Annotated in this window: 22 protein-coding genes; 21 read left to right on the forward strand and 1 reads right to left on the reverse strand. The window is 71.7% G+C overall.

From position 1 onward, the window contains the following. The first annotated feature begins 2 nt into the window (after nt 1-2). The 8 genes from ACFZCY_RS21825 to nusB all read left to right on the forward strand — a co-directional run bounded on the left by ACFZCY_RS21825 (nt 3) and on the right by nusB (nt 7390). On the forward strand, nt 3-848 hold the full coding sequence (locus ACFZCY_RS21825; RefSeq protein WP_391175505.1) for a shikimate dehydrogenase: 846 nt from the start codon (nt 3-5) through the stop codon (nt 846-848). A 178-nt stretch (nt 849-1026) separates the two neighbouring features. Continuing rightward, the gene (aroC, locus tag ACFZCY_RS21830) at nt 1027-2211 is read left to right on the forward strand and encodes a chorismate synthase (protein ID WP_391175508.1); all 1185 of its coding nucleotides are present in this window, start codon (nt 1027-1029) and stop codon (nt 2209-2211) included. Between the two features lie 47 nt (nt 2212-2258). After that, entirely contained in the window at nt 2259-2741 is a 483-nt protein-coding gene (locus ACFZCY_RS21835) for a shikimate kinase (RefSeq protein WP_391175969.1), read from the forward strand. Further along, nucleotides 2738-3844 carry a 3-dehydroquinate synthase gene (gene aroB / locus ACFZCY_RS21840; RefSeq protein WP_391175512.1) on the forward strand — a complete coding sequence of 369 codons (1107 nt, stop codon included), beginning with the start codon at nt 2738-2740 and terminating at the stop codon, nt 3842-3844. The genes ACFZCY_RS21835 and aroB overlap by 4 nt, the downstream gene beginning before the upstream one ends. A 268-nt stretch (nt 3845-4112) precedes the next feature. After that, complete coding sequence (locus ACFZCY_RS21845) at nt 4113-5054, forward strand: AAA family ATPase (protein ID WP_391175513.1); 942 nt, start codon at nt 4113-4115, stop codon at nt 5052-5054. 92 nt (nt 5055-5146) lie between these two features. Further along, the gene (locus tag ACFZCY_RS21850; RefSeq protein WP_391175516.1) at nt 5147-6259 is read left to right on the forward strand and encodes a M24 family metallopeptidase; all 1113 of its coding nucleotides are present in this window, start codon (nt 5147-5149) and stop codon (nt 6257-6259) included. Between the two features lie 97 nt (nt 6260-6356). After that, nucleotides 6357-6923 carry an elongation factor P gene (gene efp / locus ACFZCY_RS21855; RefSeq protein ID WP_179937780.1) on the forward strand — a complete coding sequence of 189 codons (567 nt, stop codon included), beginning with the start codon at nt 6357-6359 and terminating at the stop codon, nt 6921-6923. Nucleotides 6924-6925: 2 nt separating this feature from the next. Beyond that, nucleotides 6926-7390: a transcription antitermination factor NusB gene (nusB, locus tag ACFZCY_RS21860; RefSeq protein ID WP_391175521.1), complete on the forward strand. Its 465-nt coding sequence runs from the start codon at nt 6926-6928 to the stop codon at nt 7388-7390. A gap of 112 nt (nt 7391-7502) precedes the next feature. Here nusB and bldD read toward each other — a convergent pair whose 3' ends face one another. After that, the gene (bldD, locus tag ACFZCY_RS21865; protein WP_014056259.1) at nt 7503-8003 is read right to left on the reverse strand and encodes a transcriptional regulator BldD; all 501 of its coding nucleotides are present in this window, start codon (nt 8001-8003) and stop codon (nt 7503-7505) included. 222 nt (nt 8004-8225) lie between these two features. Here bldD and pyrR point away from each other — a divergent pair, with 222 nt between their 5' ends. From pyrR to metK, 13 genes are all read left to right on the forward strand, one after another. Then, the gene (gene pyrR / locus ACFZCY_RS21870) at nt 8226-8810 is read left to right on the forward strand and encodes a bifunctional pyr operon transcriptional regulator/uracil phosphoribosyltransferase PyrR (protein ID WP_391175525.1); all 585 of its coding nucleotides are present in this window, start codon (nt 8226-8228) and stop codon (nt 8808-8810) included. A 146-nt stretch (nt 8811-8956) separates the two neighbouring features. After that, nucleotides 8957-9937, forward strand: coding sequence for an aspartate carbamoyltransferase catalytic subunit (locus ACFZCY_RS21875; protein WP_391175527.1), 981 nt, complete (start codon nt 8957-8959; stop codon nt 9935-9937). Between the two features lie 2 nt (nt 9938-9939). After that, the gene (locus tag ACFZCY_RS21880; protein WP_391175530.1) at nt 9940-11235 is read left to right on the forward strand and encodes a dihydroorotase; all 1296 of its coding nucleotides are present in this window, start codon (nt 9940-9942) and stop codon (nt 11233-11235) included. After that, nucleotides 11232-11834, forward strand: coding sequence for a hypothetical protein (locus tag ACFZCY_RS21885; protein ID WP_391175533.1), 603 nt, complete (start codon nt 11232-11234; stop codon nt 11832-11834). Before ACFZCY_RS21880 ends, ACFZCY_RS21885 begins: the two co-directional genes overlap by 4 nt. Then, nucleotides 11831-12970, forward strand: coding sequence for a glutamine-hydrolyzing carbamoyl-phosphate synthase small subunit (gene carA, locus ACFZCY_RS21890; protein ID WP_391175536.1), 1140 nt, complete (start codon nt 11831-11833; stop codon nt 12968-12970). Before ACFZCY_RS21885 ends, carA begins: the two co-directional genes overlap by 4 nt. Continuing rightward, nucleotides 12963-16274: a carbamoyl-phosphate synthase large subunit gene (carB, locus tag ACFZCY_RS21895; protein WP_391175539.1), complete on the forward strand. Its 3312-nt coding sequence runs from the start codon at nt 12963-12965 to the stop codon at nt 16272-16274. Before carA ends, carB begins: the two co-directional genes overlap by 8 nt. Nucleotides 16275-16357: 83 nt before the next feature. After that, nucleotides 16358-17461, forward strand: a complete 1104-nt coding sequence (locus ACFZCY_RS21900) for a quinone-dependent dihydroorotate dehydrogenase (protein ID WP_391175542.1) — start codon at nt 16358-16360, stop codon at nt 17459-17461. A 203-nt stretch (nt 17462-17664) separates the two neighbouring features. After that, complete coding sequence (pyrF, locus tag ACFZCY_RS21905; RefSeq protein ID WP_391175545.1) at nt 17665-18522, forward strand: orotidine-5'-phosphate decarboxylase; 858 nt, start codon at nt 17665-17667, stop codon at nt 18520-18522. A 204-nt stretch (nt 18523-18726) separates the two neighbouring features. Next, nucleotides 18727-19050, forward strand: coding sequence for an integration host factor (locus ACFZCY_RS21910; RefSeq protein ID WP_009713618.1), 324 nt, complete (start codon nt 18727-18729; stop codon nt 19048-19050). A gap of 39 nt (nt 19051-19089) precedes the next feature. Continuing rightward, nucleotides 19090-19656: a guanylate kinase gene (gene gmk / locus ACFZCY_RS21915; RefSeq protein ID WP_391175548.1), complete on the forward strand. Its 567-nt coding sequence runs from the start codon at nt 19090-19092 to the stop codon at nt 19654-19656. Between the two features lie 58 nt (nt 19657-19714). Continuing rightward, nucleotides 19715-19975 carry a DNA-directed RNA polymerase subunit omega gene (rpoZ, locus tag ACFZCY_RS21920; RefSeq protein WP_020867048.1) on the forward strand — a complete coding sequence of 87 codons (261 nt, stop codon included), beginning with the start codon at nt 19715-19717 and terminating at the stop codon, nt 19973-19975. A gap of 101 nt (nt 19976-20076) precedes the next feature. Further along, nucleotides 20077-21294: a bifunctional phosphopantothenoylcysteine decarboxylase/phosphopantothenate--cysteine ligase CoaBC gene (gene coaBC, locus ACFZCY_RS21925; protein ID WP_391175552.1), complete on the forward strand. Its 1218-nt coding sequence runs from the start codon at nt 20077-20079 to the stop codon at nt 21292-21294. Nucleotides 21295-21614: 320 nt separating this feature from the next. After that, nucleotides 21615-22823, forward strand: coding sequence for a methionine adenosyltransferase (metK, locus tag ACFZCY_RS21930; protein ID WP_361475033.1), 1209 nt, complete (start codon nt 21615-21617; stop codon nt 22821-22823). The last annotated feature ends 41 nt before the right edge of the window (nt 22824-22864 follow it).

Raw genomic sequence — 22864 nt, forward strand, 5'->3', positions numbered from 1 at the left:
AGATGTCGCACAACCGCAAGGCAGCCGTGCTCGGCTCGCCGGTCTCCCACTCCCTCTCCCCGGCGCTGCACAACGCCGCGTACCGGAAGCTGGGGCTCGACGGCTGGCACTACGGCACCGTCGAACTGGACGAGGCCGCGCTGCCGGGCTTCTTCGAGCGGCTGGGCGGGCCGGGCGACCCGGGCTGGGCGGGGTTCTCCGTGACCATGCCGCTCAAGCGCGCGGTCATCCCGCTGCTGGACCGCGTCAGCGACACGGCGGCCTCGGTGGAGGCGGTCAACACGGTCGTCCTGACCGATGACGGCCGACGGCTCGGCGACAACTCCGACATCCCCGGCATGGTGGCGGCGCTCGCCGAGCGCGGCGTCCAGCGGGTGGAGCGGGCCGCCGTCCTGGGCGCCGGGGCCACCGCCTCCTCCGCCCTGGCCGCGCTCGCCCGCGTCTGCGACGGCGAGGTCACCGCGTACGTGCGCAGCGACGCCCGGGCGGCCGAGATGCGGCAGTGGGGCGAGCGGCTGGGCGTGACGGTGCGCACGGCGGACTGGGGCGCCGCGGCCGAGGCGTTCGACGCCCCGCTGGTGATCGCCACCACCCCCGCCGGGACGACCGACGCGCTCGCGGCGTCCGTTCCCCAGCGCCCCGGCACGCTCTTCGACGTCCTCTACGACCCCTGGCCGACCGCGCTGGCCGCCGCCTGGTCGGCGCGCGGCGGCGCCGTGGTCAGCGGTCTTGACCTGCTGGTCCACCAGGCCGTGCCGCAGGTCGAGCAGATCACCGGGCGCGCCCCGGCGCCGCTCGCCGCGATGCGCGAGGCGGGCGAGGCGGCCCTCGCCGCCCGCTCCCTGTGACCACCGTCCGGCCCCTTCGCCGCCGCCCCTGACGCGCCGGGGACGTCTCATGCCCAGGTCCGCCTGATGGACCACCGCCCCGGGCGCTCCGGCGGACGTGGGAGGATCGGAGGAGGCGGGCCAGGGCCGCATCAGGTCCCGCCACGAGACGTCGAGGGGCGAGCATGAGGGAGCACCGTTGAGCAGGTTGCGCTGGCTGACCGCGGGGGAGTCGCACGGCCCCGCGCTTGTGGCGACGCTGGAAGGACTGCCCGCAGGGGTGCCGATCACCACCGACATGGTGGCGGACGCCCTCGCGCGGCGCCGGCTCGGTTACGGCCGCGGGGCGCGGATGAAGTTCGAGCGCGACGAGGTCACCTTCATCGGCGGCGTCCGGCACGGTCTGACCCTCGGCTCCCCGGTCGCGATCATGGTCGGCAACACCGAGTGGCCCAAGTGGGAACAGGTCATGGCCGCTGACCCGGTCGACCCCGAGATCCTGGACGGGCTGGCCCGTAACGCGCCGCTGACCCGCCCCCGCCCCGGCCACGCCGATCTCGCCGGGATGCAGAAGTACGGGTTCGACGAGGCCCGGCCCATCCTGGAGCGCGCCAGCGCCCGCGAGACCGCCGCCCGCGTCGCCCTCGGCACCGTCGCCCGCTCCTACCTCAAGGAGACGGCCGGGATCGAGATCGTCTCCCATGTGACCGAGCTGGCCTCGGCCAAGGCCCCGTACGGCGTCTACCCCGAGCCGTCCGACGTCGAGCGGCTCGACGCCGACCCGGTGCGCTGCCTGGACGCCGACGCGAGCAAGGCGATGGTGGCCGAGATCGACCAGGCCCACAAGGACGGCGACACCCTCGGCGGCGTCGTCGAGGTGCTGGCGTACGGCGTGCCGGTGGGCCTCGGCTCGCACGTGCACTGGGACCGCCGGCTGGACGCGCGGCTGGCCGCCGCGCTGATGGGCATCCAGGCCATCAAGGGCGTCGAGGTCGGCGACGGCTTCGACCTCGCCCGGGTGCCCGGATCCCAGGCGCACGACGAGATCGTGTCGACCGACGAGGGCATCAGGCGCTCCTCCGGCCGCTCCGGCGGCACCGAGGGCGGGCTGACCACGGGCGAGCTGCTGCGGGTACGGGCCGCGATGAAGCCGATCGCGACCGTGCCCCGGGCGCTGGCCACCGTCGACGTCACCACCGGCGAGGCCACCAAGGCCCACCACCAGCGCTCGGACGTGTGCGCGGTACCGGCCGCCGGTATCGTCGCCGAGGCCATGGTCGCCCTGGTCCTGGCCGACGCGGTCGCCGAGAAGTTCGGCGGCGACTCGGTCGCCGAGACCCGCCGCAACGTCCGGGGCTTCCTCGACAGCCTGGCCATCCGGTGACCGCGCCCAGCGCACCGGAGGGGCCCGCCGTGGTGCTGGTCGGGCCCATGGGCGTCGGCAAGAGCACCGTCGGACGAGTGCTCGCCGAGCGGCTGGACACCACGTTCCGCGACACCGACACCGACATCGTGGCGACCGCGGGCAAGGAGATCTCCGAGATCTTCATCGACGAGGGCGAGCCCCACTTCCGCGAGCTGGAGCGGCAGGCCGTACGGGCGGCCGTCACCGGGCACCCGGGCGTGCTGGCGCTCGGCGGCGGCGCGATCCTCGACGCGGACACCCGCGCCCTGCTCACCGGCCTGCCGGTGGTCTTCCTGGAGATGGGCGTCGCCGAGGCCGTCAAGCGCACCGGCCTGGACGCCCCCCGTCCGCTGCTCGCCGTCAACCCGCGCCAGCGCTGGCGCGAGCTGATGGAACAGCGCCGCCCGCTGTACACCGAAGTCGCCCGAGCCGTCGTGACGACCGAGGGCCGCACCCCCGACGAGGTCGCCGACGCCGTCATGGACGCACTGGAGCTGAAGAAGGCATGAGCACCGACACCCCCACGCGCATCCAGGTCGGCGGCACCGCCGGCACCGCGCCGTACGAGGTCCTGGTCGGCCGGCAGCTCCTCGGTGAGCTGCCCGGGCTGATCGGGGACGCCAAGCGTGTCGCCGTCCTGCACCCCGAGGCGCTGGCCGAGACCGGTGAGGCGATCCGCCAGGACCTCGCCGACCAGGGGTACGAGGCCATCGCGATCCAGCTGCCGAACGCGGAAGAGGCCAAGACCGCCGAGGTCGCCGCGTACTGCTGGAAGGCGCTCGGCCAGACCGGTTTCACCCGCAGCGACGTCATCGTCGGCGTCGGCGGCGGCGCGACCACCGACCTCGCGGGCTTCGTCGCCGCGACCTGGCTGCGCGGCGTGCGCTGGATCGCCGTCCCGACGACCGTGCTCGGCATGGTCGACGCGGCGGTCGGCGGCAAGACCGGCATCAACACCGCCGAGGGCAAGAACCTCGTCGGCGCCTTCCACCCCCCGGCCGGGGTGCTGTGCGACCTGGCCGCGCTGGACTCGTTGCCCGTCAACGACTACATCAGCGGCCTCGCCGAGATCATCAAGGCCGGATTCATCGCCGACCCGGCCATCCTGGAGCTGATCGAGCAGGACCCGGCCGCGGCCCGCACCCCCGGCGGCGCGTACACCGCCGAGCTGATCGAACGGTCCATCCGGGTCAAGGCCGAGGTCGTCTCCAGCGACCTCAGGGAATCCGGGCTGCGCGAGATCCTCAACTACGGGCACACCCTCGCGCACGCCATCGAGAAGAACGAGCGCTACAACTGGCGGCACGGCGCCGCCGTCTCCGTCGGCATGGTCTTCGCCGCCGAACTGGGCCGCCTCGCGGGCCGTCTGGACGACGCCACCGCCGACCGGCACCGCGCCGTCCTGGAGTCCGTCGGCCTGCCGCTCACCTACCGCGGCGACCAGTGGCCCAAGCTGCTGGAGACCATGAAGGTCGACAAGAAGTCCCGCGGCGACCTGCTGCGCTTCATCGTGCTGGACGGCATCGCCAAGCCGACCGTGCTGGAAGGGCCGGACCCGGCGGTGCTGCTCGCCGCGTACGGCGAGGTCTCAGGGGAGACCTCCCGGAGCTGACCGGATTCCGTCACAACTGTGTCATCACCATCGAAGCCCGCGGCCCCGCCGCGGGCTTTCGAACACCGCGGAGTTTGCCCGCAGTTGCGGGCCCCTGCGGACGAATTGCCTGGCTGACGCGTCGAGACGGGCACTCATCGGGTTTCCAAGGCGTTCACACAGCGGCGGGCGGGGCAGGTACCGTTCGGTAGGAGCGGCCTCAGCGCCGCGTCACCACGCGACAGTTGTCCGCCACGACTGCCGCCTGTACGAGACGGAGTGCCACCGGATGCAGCACGCAGTGGGAGCTCCGCTGCCACCGTCCCACCGGCCGGCGGGGCAGGGGCCCGGGCCGCAGGGCGCAGGCTGGGCCCAGAGCGCGAGTCAGCCCCCCGGTTCCCAGCAGCACCCCCCGGCCCCGCCCGTACCCCCGGCGCCCGCTCCACCGGTCCCGCCCGCGCACCCCGCGGCGCCCATGCCGCCGGGGTTCGTGCCCCCGGTGCCCGCACCCCCGGTGGCGGGCCATCCGCAGACCGCCGGGCACCCCACCCCGCAGCCGCCCCCCGGGCCGCCCGTCGACCACCCCGGCGCCACCGGCCACATCCAGCTCCCGCCCGGCGGACCCGTCCCGCTGCCCCACCCGCCCGCCGACCCGGCGATGGCCGACGCCTCGCAGGCCGCCGTCGCCGTGCTGCTCATCGGACCGGCCGGGGCGGGCAAGACCACCGTCGCCCGCTACTGGGCCGACCGCCGCCGGGTGCCCACCGCCCACATCAGCCTCGACGACGTCCGCGAATGGGTCAGGTCGGGCTTCGCCAACCCCCAGTCGGGCTGGAACGAGAACTCCGAGGCGCAGTACCGTCTCGCTCGCCGCACCTGCGGCTTCGCCGCCCGTAACTTCCTCGCCAACGGCATCTCCTGCATCCTCGACGACGCCGTCTTCCCCGACCGCCCCGTCGTCGGCCTCGGCGGCTGGAAGCGGCACGTCGGCCCCGGCCTGCTCCCCGTGGTGGTGCTGCCCGGCCTCGAAATCGTCCTGGAGCGGAACGCGGCCCGCAGCGGCAACCGCCGCCTCAGCGACGAGGAGGTCGCCCGCATCCACGGCCGGATGGCGGGCTGGTACGGCTCGGGCCTGCCGATCATCGACAACTCGACGTACGACGTGGAGACCACCGCCCGCATGCTGGACAAGGTGGTGGCCCGCTCCATCGCCAGCCCGCCCGCCTTCTGACGACAGCCGGGGTTTGTCCCGGGTACCGGGCCGGGACCCCATCCGGACCCTTCCGGACGGCCGGGGTGGGGCGGAGTGCGTACGCTCGGGGCATGTCCCAGGTGTACGCGGCCCGACGTGCCCGCCTGCACGACCAGTACGCGGCGGCCGGGAGCGAGGCCGCTCTGGTCTCCCGGCCCGCCAACGTGCGCTATCTGTGCGGCGACGCGCCCCCGGGCGCCACGCTGCTCCTCGGGCCCGTCCAGGACGTTCTGGTGGCGCCCGAGGCGTCCTCGTGGGGGCCGGTGCCGGGGCCGCATCCGGAGGATCTGCGGGTCCTCGTGCTGTCCGGGCCCGGGGCGGACGGCGACCCGGCCGTGGCCGCGGCCGACCTGGCGGCGGCGGACGGCGCCGAGTCGCTGGCCGTCGAGGAGCACGATCTGACCGTGGCCCGCCACCGTGCGGTCGGCTCCGCCGTGCCGCGGCTGCGCCTCGCCGACCTGGGACGGGCCGTCGAGCAGCTGCGGATCGTCAAGGACGACGAGGAGATCTCGTGCATGCGGATCGCCGGGGAGCTGGCCGACCAGGCCCTCGGCGAACTGCTGGAGTCGATCCTGGTGGGCCGCACCGAGCGCCATCTCGCGCTGGAGCTGGAGCGGCGGCTGGTGGATCACGGCGCGGACGGACCCGCGTTCCCCACCGTGGTCGCCGCGGGGCCGCACGCGGGCCGGGCCGGGCATCTGCCCACCGACCGCCGGGTGGAGGAGGGCGATTTCCTCACCATCTGCCTGGGCGCCGACTACCGGGGGTACCGCTGCCAGGTGGGCCGTACGTTCGTCATCGGCCCCTCGCCCGCGGACTGGCAGGTCGAGCTGTACGACATCGTCTTCGCCGCTCAGCGGGCCGGACGGGAGGCGCTGCTGCCGGGCATGGCGTACCGGGACGTGGACCGGGTGACCCGCCAGGTGCTGGACGCCGCGGGGTACGGGGAGGGGCTCGAGGCGCGCACCGGACACGGTGTGGGCCTGGAAATCGACGAGGACCCTCGGCTGTCGCCGTCGGCCATGGGTAAACTGGACGCTTGTGTGCCGGTCACCGTCGAACCGGGGGTCCACCTCCCGGGACGGGGCGGCGTCCGGATCGACGACACGCTCGTCGTCCGCCCCGAGGCGGACGGCGGACCCGAGCTACTCACCATCACGACCAAAGAGCTGCTCGCGCTGTAGTTCTGGCTGACAGTTTTTCCGCTGGCGGCCCTGGCTGATAACGGCGCGTCGCGGCCTTTTGGTCTCCACCAGCTGCAGTCCAGGAGATCCCGCAACCGTGGCATCCACGAACGACCTCAAGAACGGCATGGTGCTCAAGCTCGAAGGCGGCCAGCTCTGGTCCGTCGTCGAGTTCCAGCACGTCAAGCCCGGCAAGGGCCCTGCTTTCGTGCGCACCAAGCTCAAGAACGTGCTGTCCGGCAAGGTGGTCGACAAGACCTTCAACGCCGGCGTGAAGGTCGAGACGGCCAATGTCGACAAGCGCGGCATGCAGTTCTCGTACAAGGACGGCGAGAGCTTCGTGTTCATGGACATGGACACGTTCGACCAGATCTATGTCACCCCCGAGGTCGTCGGCGACAACGCCCGGTATCTGCTCGAGGGTTTCGAGGCGGTCGTGGCGATGTACGAGGGCAACCCTCTGTATGTCGAGCTGCCCGCCGCCGTCGAGCTGGTGATCGAGTACACCGAGCCCGGCGTCCAGGGTGACCGCTCGACCGGTGGTTCCAAGCCCGCCAAGCTCGAGACCGGCTACGAGATCGGCGTCCCGCTCTTCATCACCACCGGTGAGAAGATCAAGGTCGACACCCGTTCCGGTGAGTACCTCGGTCGGGTGAACAACTAACCGTGGCTGCCCGCAACAAGGCCCGTAAGCGTGCCTTTCAGATCCTTTTCGAGGCCGACCAGCGTGGCAGCTCCGTGCAGACCGTCCTCGCGGACTGGATACGGCACGCCCGGACCGACGACCGGCAGCCGCCGGTCAGCGAATACACGATGCAGCTCGTCGAGGGGTACGCGGAGCACACCGCCCGGATCGACGAGCTGCTCGCCACCTACGCGGTGGGCTGGACGCTGGACCGGATGCCGGTCGTCGACCGGAACATCCTGCGGCTCGGCGCCTATGAGCTGGTGTGGGAGGACGCGACTCCGGACGCGGTGGTGATCGACGAGGCGGTGCAGCTCGCCAAGGAGTTCTCCACCGACGACTCGCCGTCGTTCGTCAACGGCCTGCTGGGCCGGCTCAAGGAGCTGAAGCCGGGACTGCGCCGCGACTCGGAGACCCACCAGGCGTCGGGAGAGACCCAGGGGTAAGGCAGCAGGACGTACAAAGCCGCCGGGGGCGGTGGAGGCCGTACGGCACTTCCACCGCCCCCGGCGGCACGTTTCTGCTGGTGAGAGGGTGCGAGAGCGCGAAGGGCGCGCGTCACACATCCTCGTGCTGGACCGCGCGGCGCGCGTCGGCGCCCAGCACTCCCCAGCTGATCAACTGTTCGGTCAGCACGGACGGCGACTGGTCGTAGATCACGGCGAGGGTGCGCAGATCGTCCTGGCGGATCGAGAGCACCTTGCCGTTGTAGTCACCGCGCTGGCTCTGGATCGTGGCGGCGTACCGCTGGAGCGGGCCCGCCTTCTCGACCGGCACATGGGCCAGCCGCTCCAGGTCCAGCACCAGCTTCGGCGGCGGCTCGGCCGCCCCGGCCGGGCTGGTGCCCGGCAGCAGCTCCTGCACCGGGACGCCGTAGAAGTCGGCCAGTTCGGCGAGACGCTGGACGGTCACGGCGCGGTCCCCGCGCTCGTACGATCCCACCACCACGGCCTTCCACCGGCCCTGGGACTTCTCCTCGACGCCGTGAAGGGAGAGGCCCTGCTGGGTGCGGATGGCGCGGAGCTTGGCCCCGAGCTGTTTGGCGTATTCGCTGGACATAAAGCTCCCCGGACACTGAATCGACGTGCGGCTCCGCCGCGCGGCTGGTAACTCACTGTGAAGGTTACGTAGCGTAATCTCCATTCGTCAAGCCGAACGGAGCGGAGGGGCTCTCGCCAGGGGTGTTGACGAGCGCCCCATGCGCCCCTGCTACTGTGAATGGCGCAAATCCGACGTCCTTTAAGGTCCGTCCCGTGAGGCGGAGAAGGAGGTCCGTTCCGAATGGACGCTCGTACCTCGGACGCCGCGCGCTCGGTGCTGGAAGCACCGGACATCGCGCGCGTCCTCACCCGCATCGCCCACGAGATCGTCGAGCGCGCCAAGGGCGCCGACGACGTGGTGCTGCTCGGCATCCCCACCCGCGGTGTCTTCCTCGCCCGGCGGCTGGCCGCCCGGCTGGAGGAGATCACCGGCAGGTCGCCCGGTGAGCTGCCGGTCGGCTCGCTCGACATCACGATGTACCGCGACGACCTGCGCCTGCGGCCCGCCCGCGCGCTGGCCCGCACCGACATCCCCGGCGACGGCGTCGACGGCCGTCTGGTCGTCCTCGTCGACGACGTGCTCTTCTCCGGCCGCACCATCCGCGCCGCGCTCGACGCCCTCGGTGACATCGGCCGGCCGCGCGCCGTCCAGCTCGCGGTCCTCGTCGACCGCGGCCACCGGGAACTGCCGATCCGGGCCGACTACGTCGGCAAGAACCTCCCCACGTCGCTGCGGGAGACGGTCAAGGTCCAGCTCACCGAGGAGGACGGGCGCGACAGCGTGCTCCTCGGCCTGCGCGAGACCACCCCCGCGGACGGAAAGTAGCGCCCCGGCACCGACGGCGACGGCTCCCGGCGATCCCGGGTACCCGGCCTGTCGGACGACCGGTGCGAGGGCTCCACGGCCCGGCACCGGACCAGGCGCCTGCCCGCCCGCACGCCCGCACACCTCCTCACCCACGGAGCAACCGGATGAAGCGTCACCTCATCTCGGCCGCCGACCTCTCGCGCGACGACGCCGTCCTGATCCTCGACACCGCCGAGGAACTGGCCCGGCTCGCCGACCGGCCGATCAAGAAGCTGCCGACCCTGCGCGGCCGCACCGTCGTGAACCTCTTCTTCGAGGACTCGACCCGCACCCGCATCTCCTTCGAGGCGGCCGCCAAGCGGCTGTCCGCCGACGTCATCAACTTCTCCGCCAAGGGCTCCTCGGTCTCCAAAGGCGAGTCCCTGAAGGACACCGCGCTCACTCTGGAGGCGATGGGCGCCGACGCCGTCGTCATCCGGCACCACTCCTCCGGCGCCCCGCACCGGCTCGCCACCTCCGGCTGGATCAAGGGCTCCGTCGTCAACGCGGGCGACGGCACCCATGAGCACCCCACCCAGGCGCTGCTCGACGCGTTCACCATGCGCCGCCGGCTGGCCTCCGGGGCCTCCGGCGTGGGCCAGGACCTGTCCGGCCGCCGGATCACCATCGTCGGCGACGTACTGCACAGCCGGGTCGCCCGCTCCAACGTCCACCTGCTGTCCACCCTCGGCGCCGACGTCACCCTGGTCGCCCCGCCCACGCTCGTCCCCTTCGGCGTCGAGAGCTGGCCCTGTGACGTCTCGTACGACCTGGACGCGGTGGTGGGCAAGTCCGACGCCGTGATGATGCTGCGGGTCCAGCGCGAGCGGATGAACGCCGCCTTCTTCCCCACCGAGCGCGAGTACGCGCGCCGCTACGGCCTGGACGCCGACCGCATGGCCCGGATGCCCGAGCACGCCATCGTGATGCACCCCGGCCCGATGAACCGCGGCATGGAGATCACCGCCGAGGTCGCCGACTCCGACCGCTGCACCGCCGTCGAGCAGGTCGCCAACGGCGTCTCGATCCGCATGGCCGTCCTGTACCTGCTGCTCGGCGGCAACGAGCCCGCCGTCACCGCCGCCCGCACCGAGGAGAACCAGTAACCATGAGCGACACGAACAAGACGCTGCTGCGCGGCGCGCAGGTGCTCGGCGGCGAGCCGCGGGACGTGCTGATCGAGGGCGAGCGCATCGCCGCCGTCGGCACCGGCCTCGACGCGGACGGCGCCACCGTGATCGACGCCGCCGGGCAGATCCTGCTGCCGGGCCTGGTCGACCTCCACACCCATCTGCGCGAGCCCGGCCGCGAGGACTCCGAGACCGTCCTCACCGGCACCAAGGCCGCCGCGGTCGGCGGCTTCACCGCCGTCCACGCCATGGCCAACACCTTCCCGGTCGCCGACACCGCGGGCGTCGTGGAACAGGTCTGGCGGCTCGGCAAGGAGTCCGGCTACTGCGATGTGCAGCCCGTCGGCGCCGTCACCGTCGGCCTGGAGGGCAAGAAGCTCGCCGAGCTGGGCGCCATGTACGAGTCCGCCGCCGGGGTCCGGGTCTTCTCCGACGACGGCAAGTGCGTCGACGACGCCGTGATCATGCGCCGCGCCCTGGAGTACGTGAAGGCGTTCGACGGCGTCATCGCCCAGCACGCCCAGGAGCCGCGGCTCACCGAGGGCGCCCAGATGAACGAGGGCGTCGTCTCCGCCGAACTGGGCCTGGGCGGCTGGCCGGCCGTCGCCGAGGAGTCGATCATCGCCCGCGACGTGCTGCTCGCCGCGCACGTCGGCTCCCGCGTGCACATCTGCCATCTGTCCACCGCGGGCTCGGTCGAGATCGTCCGCTGGGCCAAGTCCAAGGGCTGGAACGTCACCGCCGAGGTCACCCCGCACCACCTGCTGCTCACCGACGAGCTGGTCCGCTCCTACAACCCCGTCTACAAGGTGAACCCGCCGCTGCGCACCGAGGCCGACGTCATGGCGCTGCGCGAGGCGCTGGCCGACGGCACCATCGACTGCGTCGCCACCGACCACGCCCCCCATCCGCACGAGGACAAGGACTGCGAGTGGGGCGCGGCGGCCATGGGCATGGTCGGCCTGGAGACCGCGCTGTCCGTCGTCCAGCACACCATGGTCGACACCGGGCTGCTCGACTGGGCGGGCGTCGCCGACCGGATGTCCACCCGCCCCTCCGCCATCGGCCGCCTCACCGGCCAGGGCCGCCCCATCGCCGCCGGGGAGCCCGCCAACCTCACCCTGCTGGACTCCGCATACCGTGGTGAGGTGAACCCCGCGGGCTTCGCCTCCCGCAGCCGCAACACCCCCTACGAGGGCCGGGAACTGCCGGGCCGGGTGACGCACACCTTCCTGCGGGGCCGGGCGACGGTCGTGGACGGGAAACTGGCGTGATATCTCTGACCCATCTGGCAGCTGAGCAGCGGTCCCAGGACGTCACCGACTGGGCCGCCCGCATCGGCTGGGTCGTCGGCCTGCTGCTCGTCATCGCGCTGGTCTACTGGCTGATGCGCGAGGGCTGGAAGTGGCGCGGCACCCTCCAGGGCGACCTGCCCGAGCTGCCCGAGGCTCCGGCCGAACCGGGCCCCGCGAAGCTGGCGCTCACCGGCCGCTACCACGGCTCCACCACCGCCGGACAGTGGCTCGACCGCATCGTGGCCCATGGCCTCGGCACCCGCAGCCGCGTCGAGCTGACCCTCACCGAGGAGGGCGTGAGCGTCGTACGGCCCGGCGCCCAGGACTTCTTCATCCCGGCGGCAAGCCTCCGCGGCGCCCGGCTCGACAAGGGCATCGCGGGCAAGGTCCTCGCCGAGGGCGGGCTGCTGATCATCACCTGGCAGCACGGCGACCGGCGGATCGACTCCGGTTTCCGCTCCGACCACGCCGCCGAGCACGCGGCCTGGGTCGAAGCCCTCGACGTCCGGGACGTCGACGCCCCCGATGTCACCGACGACGTCAAGCACACCGAGCACTACCAGGAAGGCGCACGATGACGACCTCCACCAGGGGGGCCCAGACCCCAGCCGTTCTCGTCCTGGAGGACGGCCGCAGCTTCCGTGGCCGCGCCTACGGGGCCGTGGGGGAGACCTTCGGCGAGGCCGTGTTCTCCACCGGGATGACCGGCTACCAGGAGACCCTGACCGACCCGTCCTACCACCGCCAGGTCGTCGTCATGACCGCCCCGCACATCGGCAACACGGGCGTCAACGACGAGGACCCCGAGTCCGGCCGCATCTGGGTCTCCGGCTATGTGGTGCGCGACCCGGCCCGTACGCCGTCCAACTGGCGCTCCCGCCGCTCGCTGGACGAGGAGCTGACCGCCCAGGGCGTCGTCGGCATCAGCGGCGTCGACACCCGCGCCCTCACCCGCCATCTGCGCGAGCGCGGCGCCATGCGCGTGGGCATCTTCTCCGGAGAGGCGATCGCCGATGAGGCCGCGCTGCTCGCCCGGGTACAGGCCGCCCCGCAGATGAAGGGCGCCGACCTGAGCGGCGAGGTGGCGACGCGGGAGACGTACGTCGTCCCCGCGATCGGCACCAAGCGGTTCACCGTCGCCGCCGTCGACCTCGGCATCAAGGGCATGACCCCGCACCGGATGGCCGAGCGCGGCATCGAGGTGCACGTCCTGCCCGCCACCGCCACCGTGGACGACATCTACGCGGTCAACCCCGACGGTGTGTTCTTCTCCAACGGCCCGGGCGACCCGGCCACCGCCGAGCACCCCGTCTCCCTCATGCGCGCCGTCCTGGAGCGGTCCACCCCGCTGTTCGGCATCTGCTTCGGCAACCAGATCCTGGGCCGCGCGCTCGGCTTCGGCACCTTCAAGCTGAAGTACGGCCACCGCGGCATCAACCAGCCGGTGCAGGACCGCACCACCGGCAAGGTGGAGGTCACCGCGCACAACCACGGCTTCGCCGTGGACGCCCCGCTCGACGCGCCCAGCGACACCCCCTACGGGCGGGCCGAGGTCTCCCACGTCTGCCTCAACGACAACGTGGTCGAGGGGCTGCGCCTGCTCGACCGCCCCGCATTCAGCGTCCAGTACCACCCCGAAGCCGCCGCGGGCCCGCACGACGCCGGGTACCTGTTCGACCGCTTCGTCACCCTGATGGAGGGCCAGCGTGCCTAAGCGCACCGACATCCAGTCCGTCCTGGTCATCGGCTCCGGCCCGATCGTCATCGGCCAGGCCGCCGAGTTCGACTACTCCGGCACCCAGGCCTGCCGGGTGCTGAAGGCCGAGGGCCTGCGGGTCATCCTGGTCAACTCCAACCCGGCCACGATCATGACCGACCCGGAGATCGCCGACGCCACGTACGTCGAGCCGATCACCCCGGAGTACGTCGAGAAGATCATCGCCAAGGAGCGCCCCGACGCGCTGCTGCCGACCCTCGGCGGCCAGACCGCCCTGAACACCGCCATCTCCCTGCACGAGGCGGGCACCCTCGACGAGTACGGCGTCGAGCTGATCGGCGCCAACGTCGAGGCGATCCACAAGGGCGAGGACCGCGACCAGTTCAAGGAGGTCGTCGAGGCCGTCAACGCCAAGATCGGCCACGGCGAGTCCGCCCGCTCGTACATCTGCCACTCCATGGACGACGTCCTCGCGGGTGTCGAGCACCTCGGCGGCTACCCCGTCGTCGTCCGCCCCTCCTTCACCATGGGCGGCGCCGGCTCCGGCTTCGCGCACGACGAGGACGAGCTGCGCCGCATTGCCGGCCAGGGCCTGAACCTCTCGCCCACCACGGAGGTGCTGCTGGAGGAGTCGATCCTGGGCTGGAAGGAGTACGAGCTGGAGCTGATGCGCGACAAGCACGACAACGTCGTGGTCGTCTGCTCCATCGAGAACTTCGACCCCATGGGCGTCCACACCGGCGACTCGATCACCGTCGCCCCGGCGATGACGCTGACCGACCGCGAGTACCAGGTGCTGCGGGACATCGGCATCGCCGTCATCCGCGAGGTCGGCGTGGACACCGGCGGCTGCAACATCCAGTTCGCGGTCAACCCCGAGGACGGCCGGGTCATCGTCATCGAGATGAACCCGCGCGTCTCCCGCTCCTCCGCGCTGGCCTCCAAGGCCACCGGCTTCCCGATCGCGAAGATCGCCGCCCGGCTGGCCGTCGGCTACACGCTGGACGAGATCCCCAACGACATCACCGAGAAGACCCCGGCGTCCTTCGAGCCCACGCTCGACTACGTCGTCGTCAAGGTGCCGCGGTTCGCGTTCGAGAAGTTCCCGGCGGCCGACGCCCGTCTCACCACCACCATGAAGTCGGTCGGCGAGGCCATGGCCATCGGCCGCAACTTCACCGAGGCGCTGCAGAAGGCGCTGCGCTCGATGGAGAAGAAGGGCAGCCAGTTCGACTTCACCGGCGACCCCGGAGAGAAGTCCGCCCTGCTGGAGCGGGCCGTTATCCCCACCGACGGCCGGATCAACACCGTCATGGCGGCCATCCGCGCCGGGGCCACCCCGCAGGAGGTCTTCGACGCCACGAAGATCGACCCCTGGTTCGTGGACCAGCTGTTCCTGATCAAGGAGGTCGCGGACGAGCTGGCGGCCGCCGACAAGCTCGGCCCCGAGCTGCTCGCCGAGGCCAAGCGGCACGGCTTCTCCGACGCCCAGATCGCCGGGATCCGCTCGCTGCGCGAGGACGTGGTCCGCGAGGTGCGGCACGCGCTCGGCATCCGGCCCGTCTACAAGACGGTCGACACCTGCGCCGCCGAGTTCGCCGCCAGGACCCCGTACTTCTACTCCTCCTACGACGAGGAGAGCGAGGTCGCGCCGCGCGAGACCCCGGCCGTGATCATCCTCGGCTCCGGGCCCAACCGCATCGGCCAGGGCATCGAGTTCGACTACTCGTGTGTCCACGCCTCCTTCGCGCTGCACGACGCGGGCTACGAGACCGTCATGGTCAACTGCAACCCGGAGACCGTCTCCACCGACTACGACACCTCCGACCGGCTCTACTTCGAGCCGCTCACCCTGGAGGACGTCCTGGAGATCGTCCACGCCGAACAGCAGGCGGGCCCGGTCGCGGGCGTCGTCGTCCAGCTCGGCGGCCAGACCCCGCTCGGCCTCGCCCAGGCCCTCAAGGACAACGGCGTGCCCATCGTCGGCACCTCGCCCGAGGCGATCAACCTCGCCGAGGAGCGCGGCGCCTTCGGCCGGGTGCTGACCGAGGCCGGGCTGCCCGCCCCCAAGTACGGCACCGCCTTCTCCTTCGAGCAGGCCAAGGGCATCGCCGCCGAGATCGGCTACCCGGTCATGGTCCGCCCCTCGTACGTCCTGGGCGGCCGCGGCATGGAGATCGTCTACGACGAGCCCTCGCTCGCCGAGTACCTGGAGCGCCACGCGGGCCTCATCTCCGAGCACCCGGTGCTGATCGACCGCTTCCTCGACGACGCGATCGAGATCGACGTCGACGCGCTCTACGACGGCCAGGAGCTGTACCTCGGCGGCGTCATGGAGCACATCGAGGAGGCCGGCATCCACTCCGGCGACTCGGCGTGCGCACTGCCCCCGATCACCCTCGGCGGCTTCGACATCAAGCGGCTGCGCGCCTCCACCGAGGCCATCGCGCGCGGCGTCGGCGTCCGCGGACTGATCAACATCCAGTTCGCGATGGCCGGGGACATCCTGTACGTCCTGGAGGCGAACCCGCGCGCCTCGCGTACGGTCCCCTTCACCTCCAAGGCCACCGCCGTACCGCTGGCCAAGGCCGCCGCCCGGATCTCGCTGGGCGCGACCATCGCCGAGCTGCGCGCCGAGGGCCTGCTGCCCGCGACCGGCGACGGCGGCACCCTGCCGCTGGACGCGCCGATCTCCGTCAAGGAGGCCGTGATGCCCTGGTCGCGGTTCCGCGACGCCTCGGGGCGCGGGGTGGACACCATCCTCGGCCCGGAGATGCGCTCGACCGGCGAGGTCATGGGCATCGACTCGGTCTTCGGCGCGGCGTACGCCAAGTCGCAGGCCGGGGCGTACGGCGCGCTGCCCACCAAGGGGCGCGCCTTCGTCTCCGTCGCCAACCGCGACAAGCGCTCGATGATCTTCCCGGCCCGGGAGCTGGTCGGCCTCGGCTTCGAGCTGCTGGCCACCTCGGGCACGGCGGAGGTGCTCAAGCGCAACGGCATCAACGCCACCGTCGTCCGCAAGCACAGCGAGGGGGAGGGGCCGGACGGTACGAAGACCATCGTCCAGCTCATCCACGACGGCGAGGTCGACCTGATCGTCAACACCCCGTACGGCACCGGCGGGCGGCTCGACGGCTACGACATCCGTACGGCGGCCGTCGCCCGCGGCGTCCCGTGCCTGACCACCGTCCAGGCCCTCGCCGCCGCGGTCCAGGGCATCGAGTCGCTCGGCCGGGGCACGGTCGGCGTCCGGTCGCTCCAGGAACACGCGGAACATCTGACCGCCGCCCGCGAGGAGTGAGGCGAGAGAGGGGGACACCGGCCGGTGTCCCCCTCTTCGCGAGCCCCCCTTTCCCGCTCCCCGCGCCCCGCAGAAAGCCCCTCATGTACTCGCTGCTCTTCAACCTGATCTTCCGGCGCATGGACCCGGAAGCGGCCCACCACCTGGCCTTCGGCTGGATCCGGCTGGCCGCCCGCGTCCCCGTCCTGCGCACGTATCTCGCGGCCGTCCTCGCCCCCCGCGACAAGGCGCTGCGCACCGAGGCGCTGGGCCTGCGGATGCACGGGCCGTTCGGGCTCGCCGCCGGGTTCGACAAGAACGCCGCCGGGATCGACGGCATGGCCATGCTCGGCTTCGACCATGTCGAGATCGGCACCGTCACCGGCCGGCCGCAGCCCGGCAACCCCAAGAAGCGGCTCTTCCGGCTGGTCGGCGACCGCGCGCTGATCAACCGCATGGGCTTCAACAACGACGGCTCGGCCGCCGTCGCCGACCGGCTCGCGGCCCGCCGCGCCGCTTTCCGTACGACGGTCGGCGTCAACATCGGCAAGACCAAGGTCGTCCCGGAGGCGGAAGCGGTCGCCGACTATGTGACCTCGACCGAGCGACTGGCCGCCCACGCGGATTACCTCGTCGTCAACGTCTCCTCGCCCAACACCCCCGGACTGCGGAACCTCCAGGCCGTCGACCAGCTGCGCCCGCTGCTGACCGCGGTCCGCGAGGCCGCCGACCGCACGGTCACCGGGCGCCGGGTGCCGCTGCTGGTCAAGATCGCGCCAGATCTGGCCGACGCGGACGTGGACGCGGTCGCCGACCTCGCCGTCGAACTGGGCCTGGACGGCATCATCGCCACGAACACGACGATCGCGCGGGAGGGGCTGGGCCTGACGTCCCCGGCCCAGGTCACCGCCGAGACCGGCGGCCTGTCCGGCGCCCCGCTCAAGGCGCGCTCGCTGGAGGTCCTGCGCCGCCTGTACGCCCGGGTGGGGGACCGGCTCACGCTCGTGGGCGTGGGCGGGATCGAGACGGCCGACGACGCGTGGGAGCGGATCCTCGCGGGGGCGACGCTGGTGCAGGGCTACAGCGCGTTCATCTACCGCGGGCCGTTCTGGGCCCGCGAGATCCATCGCGGCCTGGCCGCCCGGCTCGCCGCGTCCCCGTACGACACCCTGGCCGACGCCGTAGGCGCCGAGGCCCCCGCCGCGTAGTGGGTGGGGGCTCCGCCCCCACACCCCCGCCGGGGCTCCGCCCCGGACCCCGCTCCTCAATCTCCCCCAGCTACCGCTGGGAGGTGCCCCCGAGGGGCTGGGGGGTGGGGCATCTCCGCCCCGGACCCAGCTCAGCAGGCGCGGAGCGGGGCATCTTGGTCCTGGACCGCTGCTGGTAGCCGCACCTTTACGAGGAGAGAACCATGACCACGCCCACCCCCTTCGGTACGCGCCTGCGACGGGCCATGGACGAGCGCGGTCCGCTCTGCGTCGGCATCGACCCGCACGCCTCCCTGCTCGCCGACTGGGGCCTCGGCGACGATGTCGCGGGGCTCGAGCGGTTCACGCGGACCGTCGTGGACGCGCTCGCCGGGCGCGTCGCCGTCCTCAAGCCGCAGTCGGCCTTCTTCGAGCGCTTCGGCTCGCGCGGCATCGCCGTGCTGGAGCGGGCCGTGGCGGACGCCCGGGACGCCGGGGCGCTGGTCCTGATGGACGCCAAGCGCGGCGACATCGGGTCCACGATGGCCGCGTACGCCGCCGCCTACCTCGACCCCGGCAGCCCGCTGTTCTCGGACGCGGTCACCGTCAGCCCCTACCTCGGCTTCGGCTCGCTGCGCCCCGCGCTGGACGCCGCGCGGGTGAGCGGCGCGGGGGTCTTCGTGCTGGCGCTGACGTCCAACCCGGAGGGCGCCGAGGTGCAGCACGCGGCGGGGCCCGACGGGACGGCCGTCGCCGCCTCGGTGCTGGCCCACCTCAAGGCCGAGAACGCGGATGAGGCCGAGCGGGGCGCGCTCGGCTCGTACGGCGCGGTCGTCGGGGCGACCCTCGGCGGCACCGCGGACCGGATCGGCGCGGAGCTGACGATCGACGGGCCGCTGCTGGCTCCCGGCATCGGCGCCCAGGGCGCGACCCCCGCGGACCTTCCGGAGGTCTTCGGCGCGGCGGTCCGGAACGTTGTTCCGAGCGTCAGTCGCGGGGTCCTCAAGCACGGTCCGGATGCCGCCGCGCTGGTCGAGGCAGCGGCCCGAATGGCTGATGACGTGCGTGCCGTGGCCGAATAACCGAGCTATTTTGTCCCTAAATGTCCCAGTCGAGAGAGTCTGACCAGGACTTTTCGTCTGTTCTCGCTGACTGGAGCGGGATCGGCCGCTAGTCTCCGACGAGAGCGAACGCGCTGTTGCGTTGCGCGTTGCTCCGCAGGTGAGGGCCGACTAGGTTCCTCACCGGTCCATATCCGACAGTTCGACATCCGAGGTGACGTAGGCGTGGCTCTTCCGCCCCTTACCCCTGAACAGCGCGCAGCCGCGCTCGAAAAGGCCGCCGCGGCTCGCCGGGAGCGCGCCGAGGTCAAGAATCGGCTCAAGCACTCCGGCGCGTCTCTGCACGAGGTCATCAAGCAGGGCCAGGAGAACGATGTCATCGGCAAGATGAAGGTCTCCGCCCTCCTGGAGTCCCTGCCGGGCGTCGGCAAGGTCCGCGCCAAGCAGATCATGGAGCGGCTCGGCATCTCCGAAAGCCGTCGTGTGCGCGGGCTCGGCTCCAACCAGATCGCATCCCTCGAGCGTGAGTTCGGCGGCGCAGCCGGCTGACGTTTCCCGGCACGCTCGGGAACCTGGATAATCTGCTGCATGGCAGCACATCCAGTACGCCCGCGGCTGACCGTGCTCTCCGGCCCCTCCGGGGTCGGTAAGAGCACGGTCGTCGCGCATATGCGCAAGGCACACCCCCAGGTCTGGCTCTCGGTCTCCGCCACGACCCGCAGGCCCCGCCCCGGTGAGCGGCACGGTGTTCAGTACTTCTTCGTGGACGACGGTGAGTTCGACAAGCTCATCGCCAACGGTGAGCTGCTGGAGTGGGCCGAGTTCGCCGGCAACCGCTACGGCACCCCCCGTGAGGCGGTCATCGACCGGCTCGACGAGGGCGAGCCGGTGCTGCTGGAGATCGACCTGCAGGGCGCGCGGCAGATCCGCGAGTCCATGCCGGAGGCCCAGCTGGTCTTCCTCGCCCCGCCCAGCTGGGAGGAGCTGGTCCGCCGGCTCACCGGCCGGGGGACCGAGGCGCCCGAGGTCATCGAGCGGCGGCTGGAAGCGGCCCGCGTCGAGCTGGCCGCCGAATCCGAGTTCGATACGACCCTGGTCAACACCTCCGTCGAGGACGTGGCGAGTGAGCTGCTAGCCTTGATGCGAGTGGCTTGATCTTCAATTCATTCTTGCCATGAGGCGTAATAAGGAAGGCTAGAGAGTGTCCTCTCCCATGACCGCGCCCGAGGGCATCATCAACCCTCCGATTGATGAGCTGCTCGAGGCGACCGACTCGAAGTACAGCCTCGTGATCTACGCGGCCAAGCGTGCCCGTCAGATCAACGCGTACTACTCGCAGCTCGGTGAGGGTCTGCTCGAGTACGTCGGCCCCCTGGTGGACACCCACGTCCACGAGAAGCCGCTGTCGATCGCGCTCCGCGAGATCAACGCGGGTCTGCTGACCTCCGAGGCCATCGAGGGCCCGGCTCAGTAGGTCCGGCACATCGCTCATCACCGGCCCGGCGGCCTCGCTGCCGGGCTTGTGGTGTGTCATGGGTACGTATCGGTTCGTAAACGGCGGGGAAGAGGCGAGCGATGGCCATGGCGGACAGGCCCCGGGTCGTACTGGGGGTCAGCGGCGGGATCGCCGCCTACAAGGCGTGCGAGCTGCTGCGGCGGCTGACGGAGTCCGGGCATGACGTACGGGTCGTGCCGACCGCCTCGGCGCTGCACTTCGTCGGCGAGGCGACCTGGTCGGCGCTCTCCGGGAATCCGGCGGGCACCGAGGTGTGGGAGTCCGTCCACGAGGTGCCGCACGTGCGCATCGGCCAGTCCGCGGACCTGGTCGTGGTCGCCCCCGCCACCGCCGATCTGCTCGCCAAGGCCGCCCACGGCCTCGCGGACGACCTGCTCACCAATACGCTGCTGACCGCCCGATGTCCGGTCGTCTTCGCCCCCGCCATGCACACCGAGATGTGGGAGCACCCCGCGACCCGGGAGAACGTGGCGACCCTGCGCCGCCGCGGCGCTGTGGTCATCGAGCCCGCCGTCGGGCGGCTGACCGGGGTGGACACCGGCAAGGGACGGCTGCCGGACCCCCAGGAGATCTTCGAGGTCTGCCGCCGGGTGCTGGCCCGCGGCCCCGAGGCGATCCGCGCCGACCTGGCCGGACGCCATGTGGTGATCAGCGCCGGAGGCACCCGCGAGCCGCTGGACCCGGTGCGCTACCTGGGCAACCGTTCCACCGGCAAGCAGGGGTACGCCCTGGCCCGCGCCGCCGTGGCCCGGGGCGCCCGGGTGACTCTTGTCTCGGCCAACAGCGAGCTGCCCGCCCCGGCCGGTGCCGATGTGGTGCGGGTGGGGACCGCGGTCCAGCTGCGGGAGGCGGTCCTGAAGGCCGCCGCGGACGCCGACGCCGTGGTGATGGCCGCCGCGGTCGCCGACTTCCGGCCCGCCCACTACGCCCCGGGAAAGATCAAGAAGCGGGACGGGCAGGAGCCCGAACCGGTCGCTCTGGTGCGCAACCCGGACGTTCTCGCGGAAATCTCCGCCGAGCGCGCCCGCCCCGGCCAGGTCGTCGTCGGGTTCGCCGCCGAGACCGACGACGTCCTCGTCAACGGCCGGGCGAAGCTCGCCCGCAAGGGCTGCGATCTGCTCGTGGTGAACGAGGTGGGGGAGCACAAGACCTTCGGCTCGGAGGAGAACGAGGCGGTGGTGCTCGGCGCGGACGGCACCGAGACGCCCGTCCCGTACGGCCCGAAGGAAGCCCTGGCCGAGACCGTGTGGGACCTGGTGGCGGCCCGTTTCCGGTGAGCCCGCGACCGTCTTCGCGTGATCTTCACAAGACATTCGCGTGACCTTCGGCCGTACGTGGGTAGGCATTGCCGCCACCGTGGGTTGATCCAGGGCAGGGAGCGCCCGTTCGGGCCATGACAGCTTTCTGTCATGGGGGCCTTGCTGTATTTCGGCTCGAGGCGAGGTATGTTCCAGGTCATGGCCTGCCCGTCCTGTGGGACGGGAATGCTCGACCGGCGGAAACGCCGGATAAACTGGCCCAGGAACCGCATCGGGCGCAGCCCCCGGGCGGTCCCGCCCATGATCAGCCAGCAGCCGCTGCAACCCCAGGGAGCGATGTGTCCCGCCGCCTGTTCACCTCGGAATCCGTGACCGAGGGTCACCCCGACAAGATCGCTGACCAGATCAGCGACTCCATCCTCGACGCCCTCCTGAAGGAGGACCCGACCTCCCGGGTCGCCGTCGAGACCCTGATCACCACCGGCCTGGTCCATGTCGCCGGTGAGGTGACCACCAAGGCGTACGCCGATATCGCGACGCTCGTCCGCAACAAGGTCCTCGACATCGGCTACGACTCGTCGAAGAAGGGCTTCGACGGCGCCTCCTGCGGCGTCTCGGTGTCGATCGGCTCGCAGTCCCCCGACATCGCCCAGGGCGTCGACTCCGCCTACGAGCTGCGGGTCGAGGGCGACGAGGACGAGCTGGACAAGCAGGGCGCGGGCGACCAGGGCCTGATGTTCGGCTACGCGTGCGACGAGACGCCCGAGCTGATGCCGCTGCCGATCAACCTGGCGCACCGGCTCTCCCGCCGGCTGTCCGAGGTCCGGAAGAACGGGACCATCCCGTACCTGCGCCCGGACGGCAAGACCCAGGTCACCATCGAGTACGACGGCCACAAGGCGGTCCGCCTGGACACCGTCGTCGTCTCCTCGCAGCACGCCTCCGACATCGACCTGGACTCGCTGCTGGCTCCGGACATCCGGGAGTTCGTGGTCGAGCACGTGCTGAACCAGCTGGTCGAGGACGGCATCAAGCTGGACACCGAGGGCTACCGGCTGCTGGTCAACCCGACCGGCCGCTTCGAGATCGGCGGCCCGATGGGTGACGCGGGCCTCACCGGCCGCAAGATCATCATCGACACCTACGGCGGCATGTCCCGCCACGGTGGCGGCGCCTTCTCCGGCAAGGACCCGTCCAAGGTCGACCGCTCCGCCGCGTACGCGATGCGCTGGGTCGCCAAGAACGTCGTCGCCGCGGGCCTCGCCCAGCGGTGCGAGGTCCAGGTCGCCTACGCCATCGGCAAGGCCGAGCCGGTCGGTCTCTTCGTCGAGACCTTCGGCACCGCCACGATCGACGCCGAGAAGATCGAGAAGGCCATCTCCGAGGTCTTCGACCTGCGTCCGGCCGCGATCATCCGCGACCTGGACCTGCTCCGCCCGATCTACGCCCAGACGGCGGCCTACGGCCACTTCGGCCGTGAGGAGTCCGACTTCACCTGGGAGCGCACCGACCGCGTCGACGCCCTCCGCGCGGCGGCCGGTCTGTAGGCACACTCCTCGTACGGCCGCCACGGCCTGAAGCGACGGCC

Source organism: Streptomyces sp. NPDC007983 (genome assembly GCF_042958345.1).
GTDB lineage: Bacteria > Actinomycetota > Actinomycetes > Streptomycetales > Streptomycetaceae > Streptomyces.

Excerpts from the sequence above, each read along its gene's own strand:
- ACFZCY_RS21850 (WP_391175516.1), top strand. The coding sequence starts at position 5,147 with ATGTCCCAGGTGTACGCGGCCCGACGTGCCCGCCTGCACGACCAGTAC.
- gmk (WP_391175548.1), top strand. The coding sequence starts at position 19,090 with ATGGCAGCACATCCAGTACGCCCGCGGCTGACCGTGCTCTCCGGCCCC.
- ACFZCY_RS21900 (WP_391175542.1), top strand. The coding sequence starts at position 16,358 with ATGTACTCGCTGCTCTTCAACCTGATCTTCCGGCGCATGGACCCGGAA.
- pyrF (WP_391175545.1), top strand. The coding sequence starts at position 17,665 with ATGACCACGCCCACCCCCTTCGGTACGCGCCTGCGACGGGCCATGGAC.
- bldD (WP_014056259.1), bottom strand. The coding sequence starts at position 8,003 with ATGTCCAGCGAATACGCCAAACAGCTCGGGGCCAAGCTCCGCGCCATC.
- ACFZCY_RS21825 (WP_391175505.1), top strand. The coding sequence starts at position 3 with ATGTCGCACAACCGCAAGGCAGCCGTGCTCGGCTCGCCGGTCTCCCAC.
- ACFZCY_RS21880 (WP_391175530.1), top strand. The coding sequence starts at position 9,940 with ATGAGCGACACGAACAAGACGCTGCTGCGCGGCGCGCAGGTGCTCGGC.
- pyrR (WP_391175525.1), top strand. The coding sequence starts at position 8,226 with ATGGACGCTCGTACCTCGGACGCCGCGCGCTCGGTGCTGGAAGCACCG.
- aroB (WP_391175512.1), top strand. The coding sequence starts at position 2,738 with ATGAGCACCGACACCCCCACGCGCATCCAGGTCGGCGGCACCGCCGGC.
- ACFZCY_RS21845 (WP_391175513.1), top strand. The coding sequence starts at position 4,113 with ATGCAGCACGCAGTGGGAGCTCCGCTGCCACCGTCCCACCGGCCGGCG.
- coaBC (WP_391175552.1), top strand. The coding sequence starts at position 20,077 with ATGGCCATGGCGGACAGGCCCCGGGTCGTACTGGGGGTCAGCGGCGGG.
- ACFZCY_RS21835 (WP_391175969.1), top strand. The coding sequence starts at position 2,259 with ATGGGCGTCGGCAAGAGCACCGTCGGACGAGTGCTCGCCGAGCGGCTG.
- rpoZ (WP_020867048.1), top strand. The coding sequence starts at position 19,715 with ATGACCGCGCCCGAGGGCATCATCAACCCTCCGATTGATGAGCTGCTC.
- ACFZCY_RS21875 (WP_391175527.1), top strand. The coding sequence starts at position 8,957 with ATGAAGCGTCACCTCATCTCGGCCGCCGACCTCTCGCGCGACGACGCC.
- carA (WP_391175536.1), top strand. The coding sequence starts at position 11,831 with ATGACGACCTCCACCAGGGGGGCCCAGACCCCAGCCGTTCTCGTCCTG.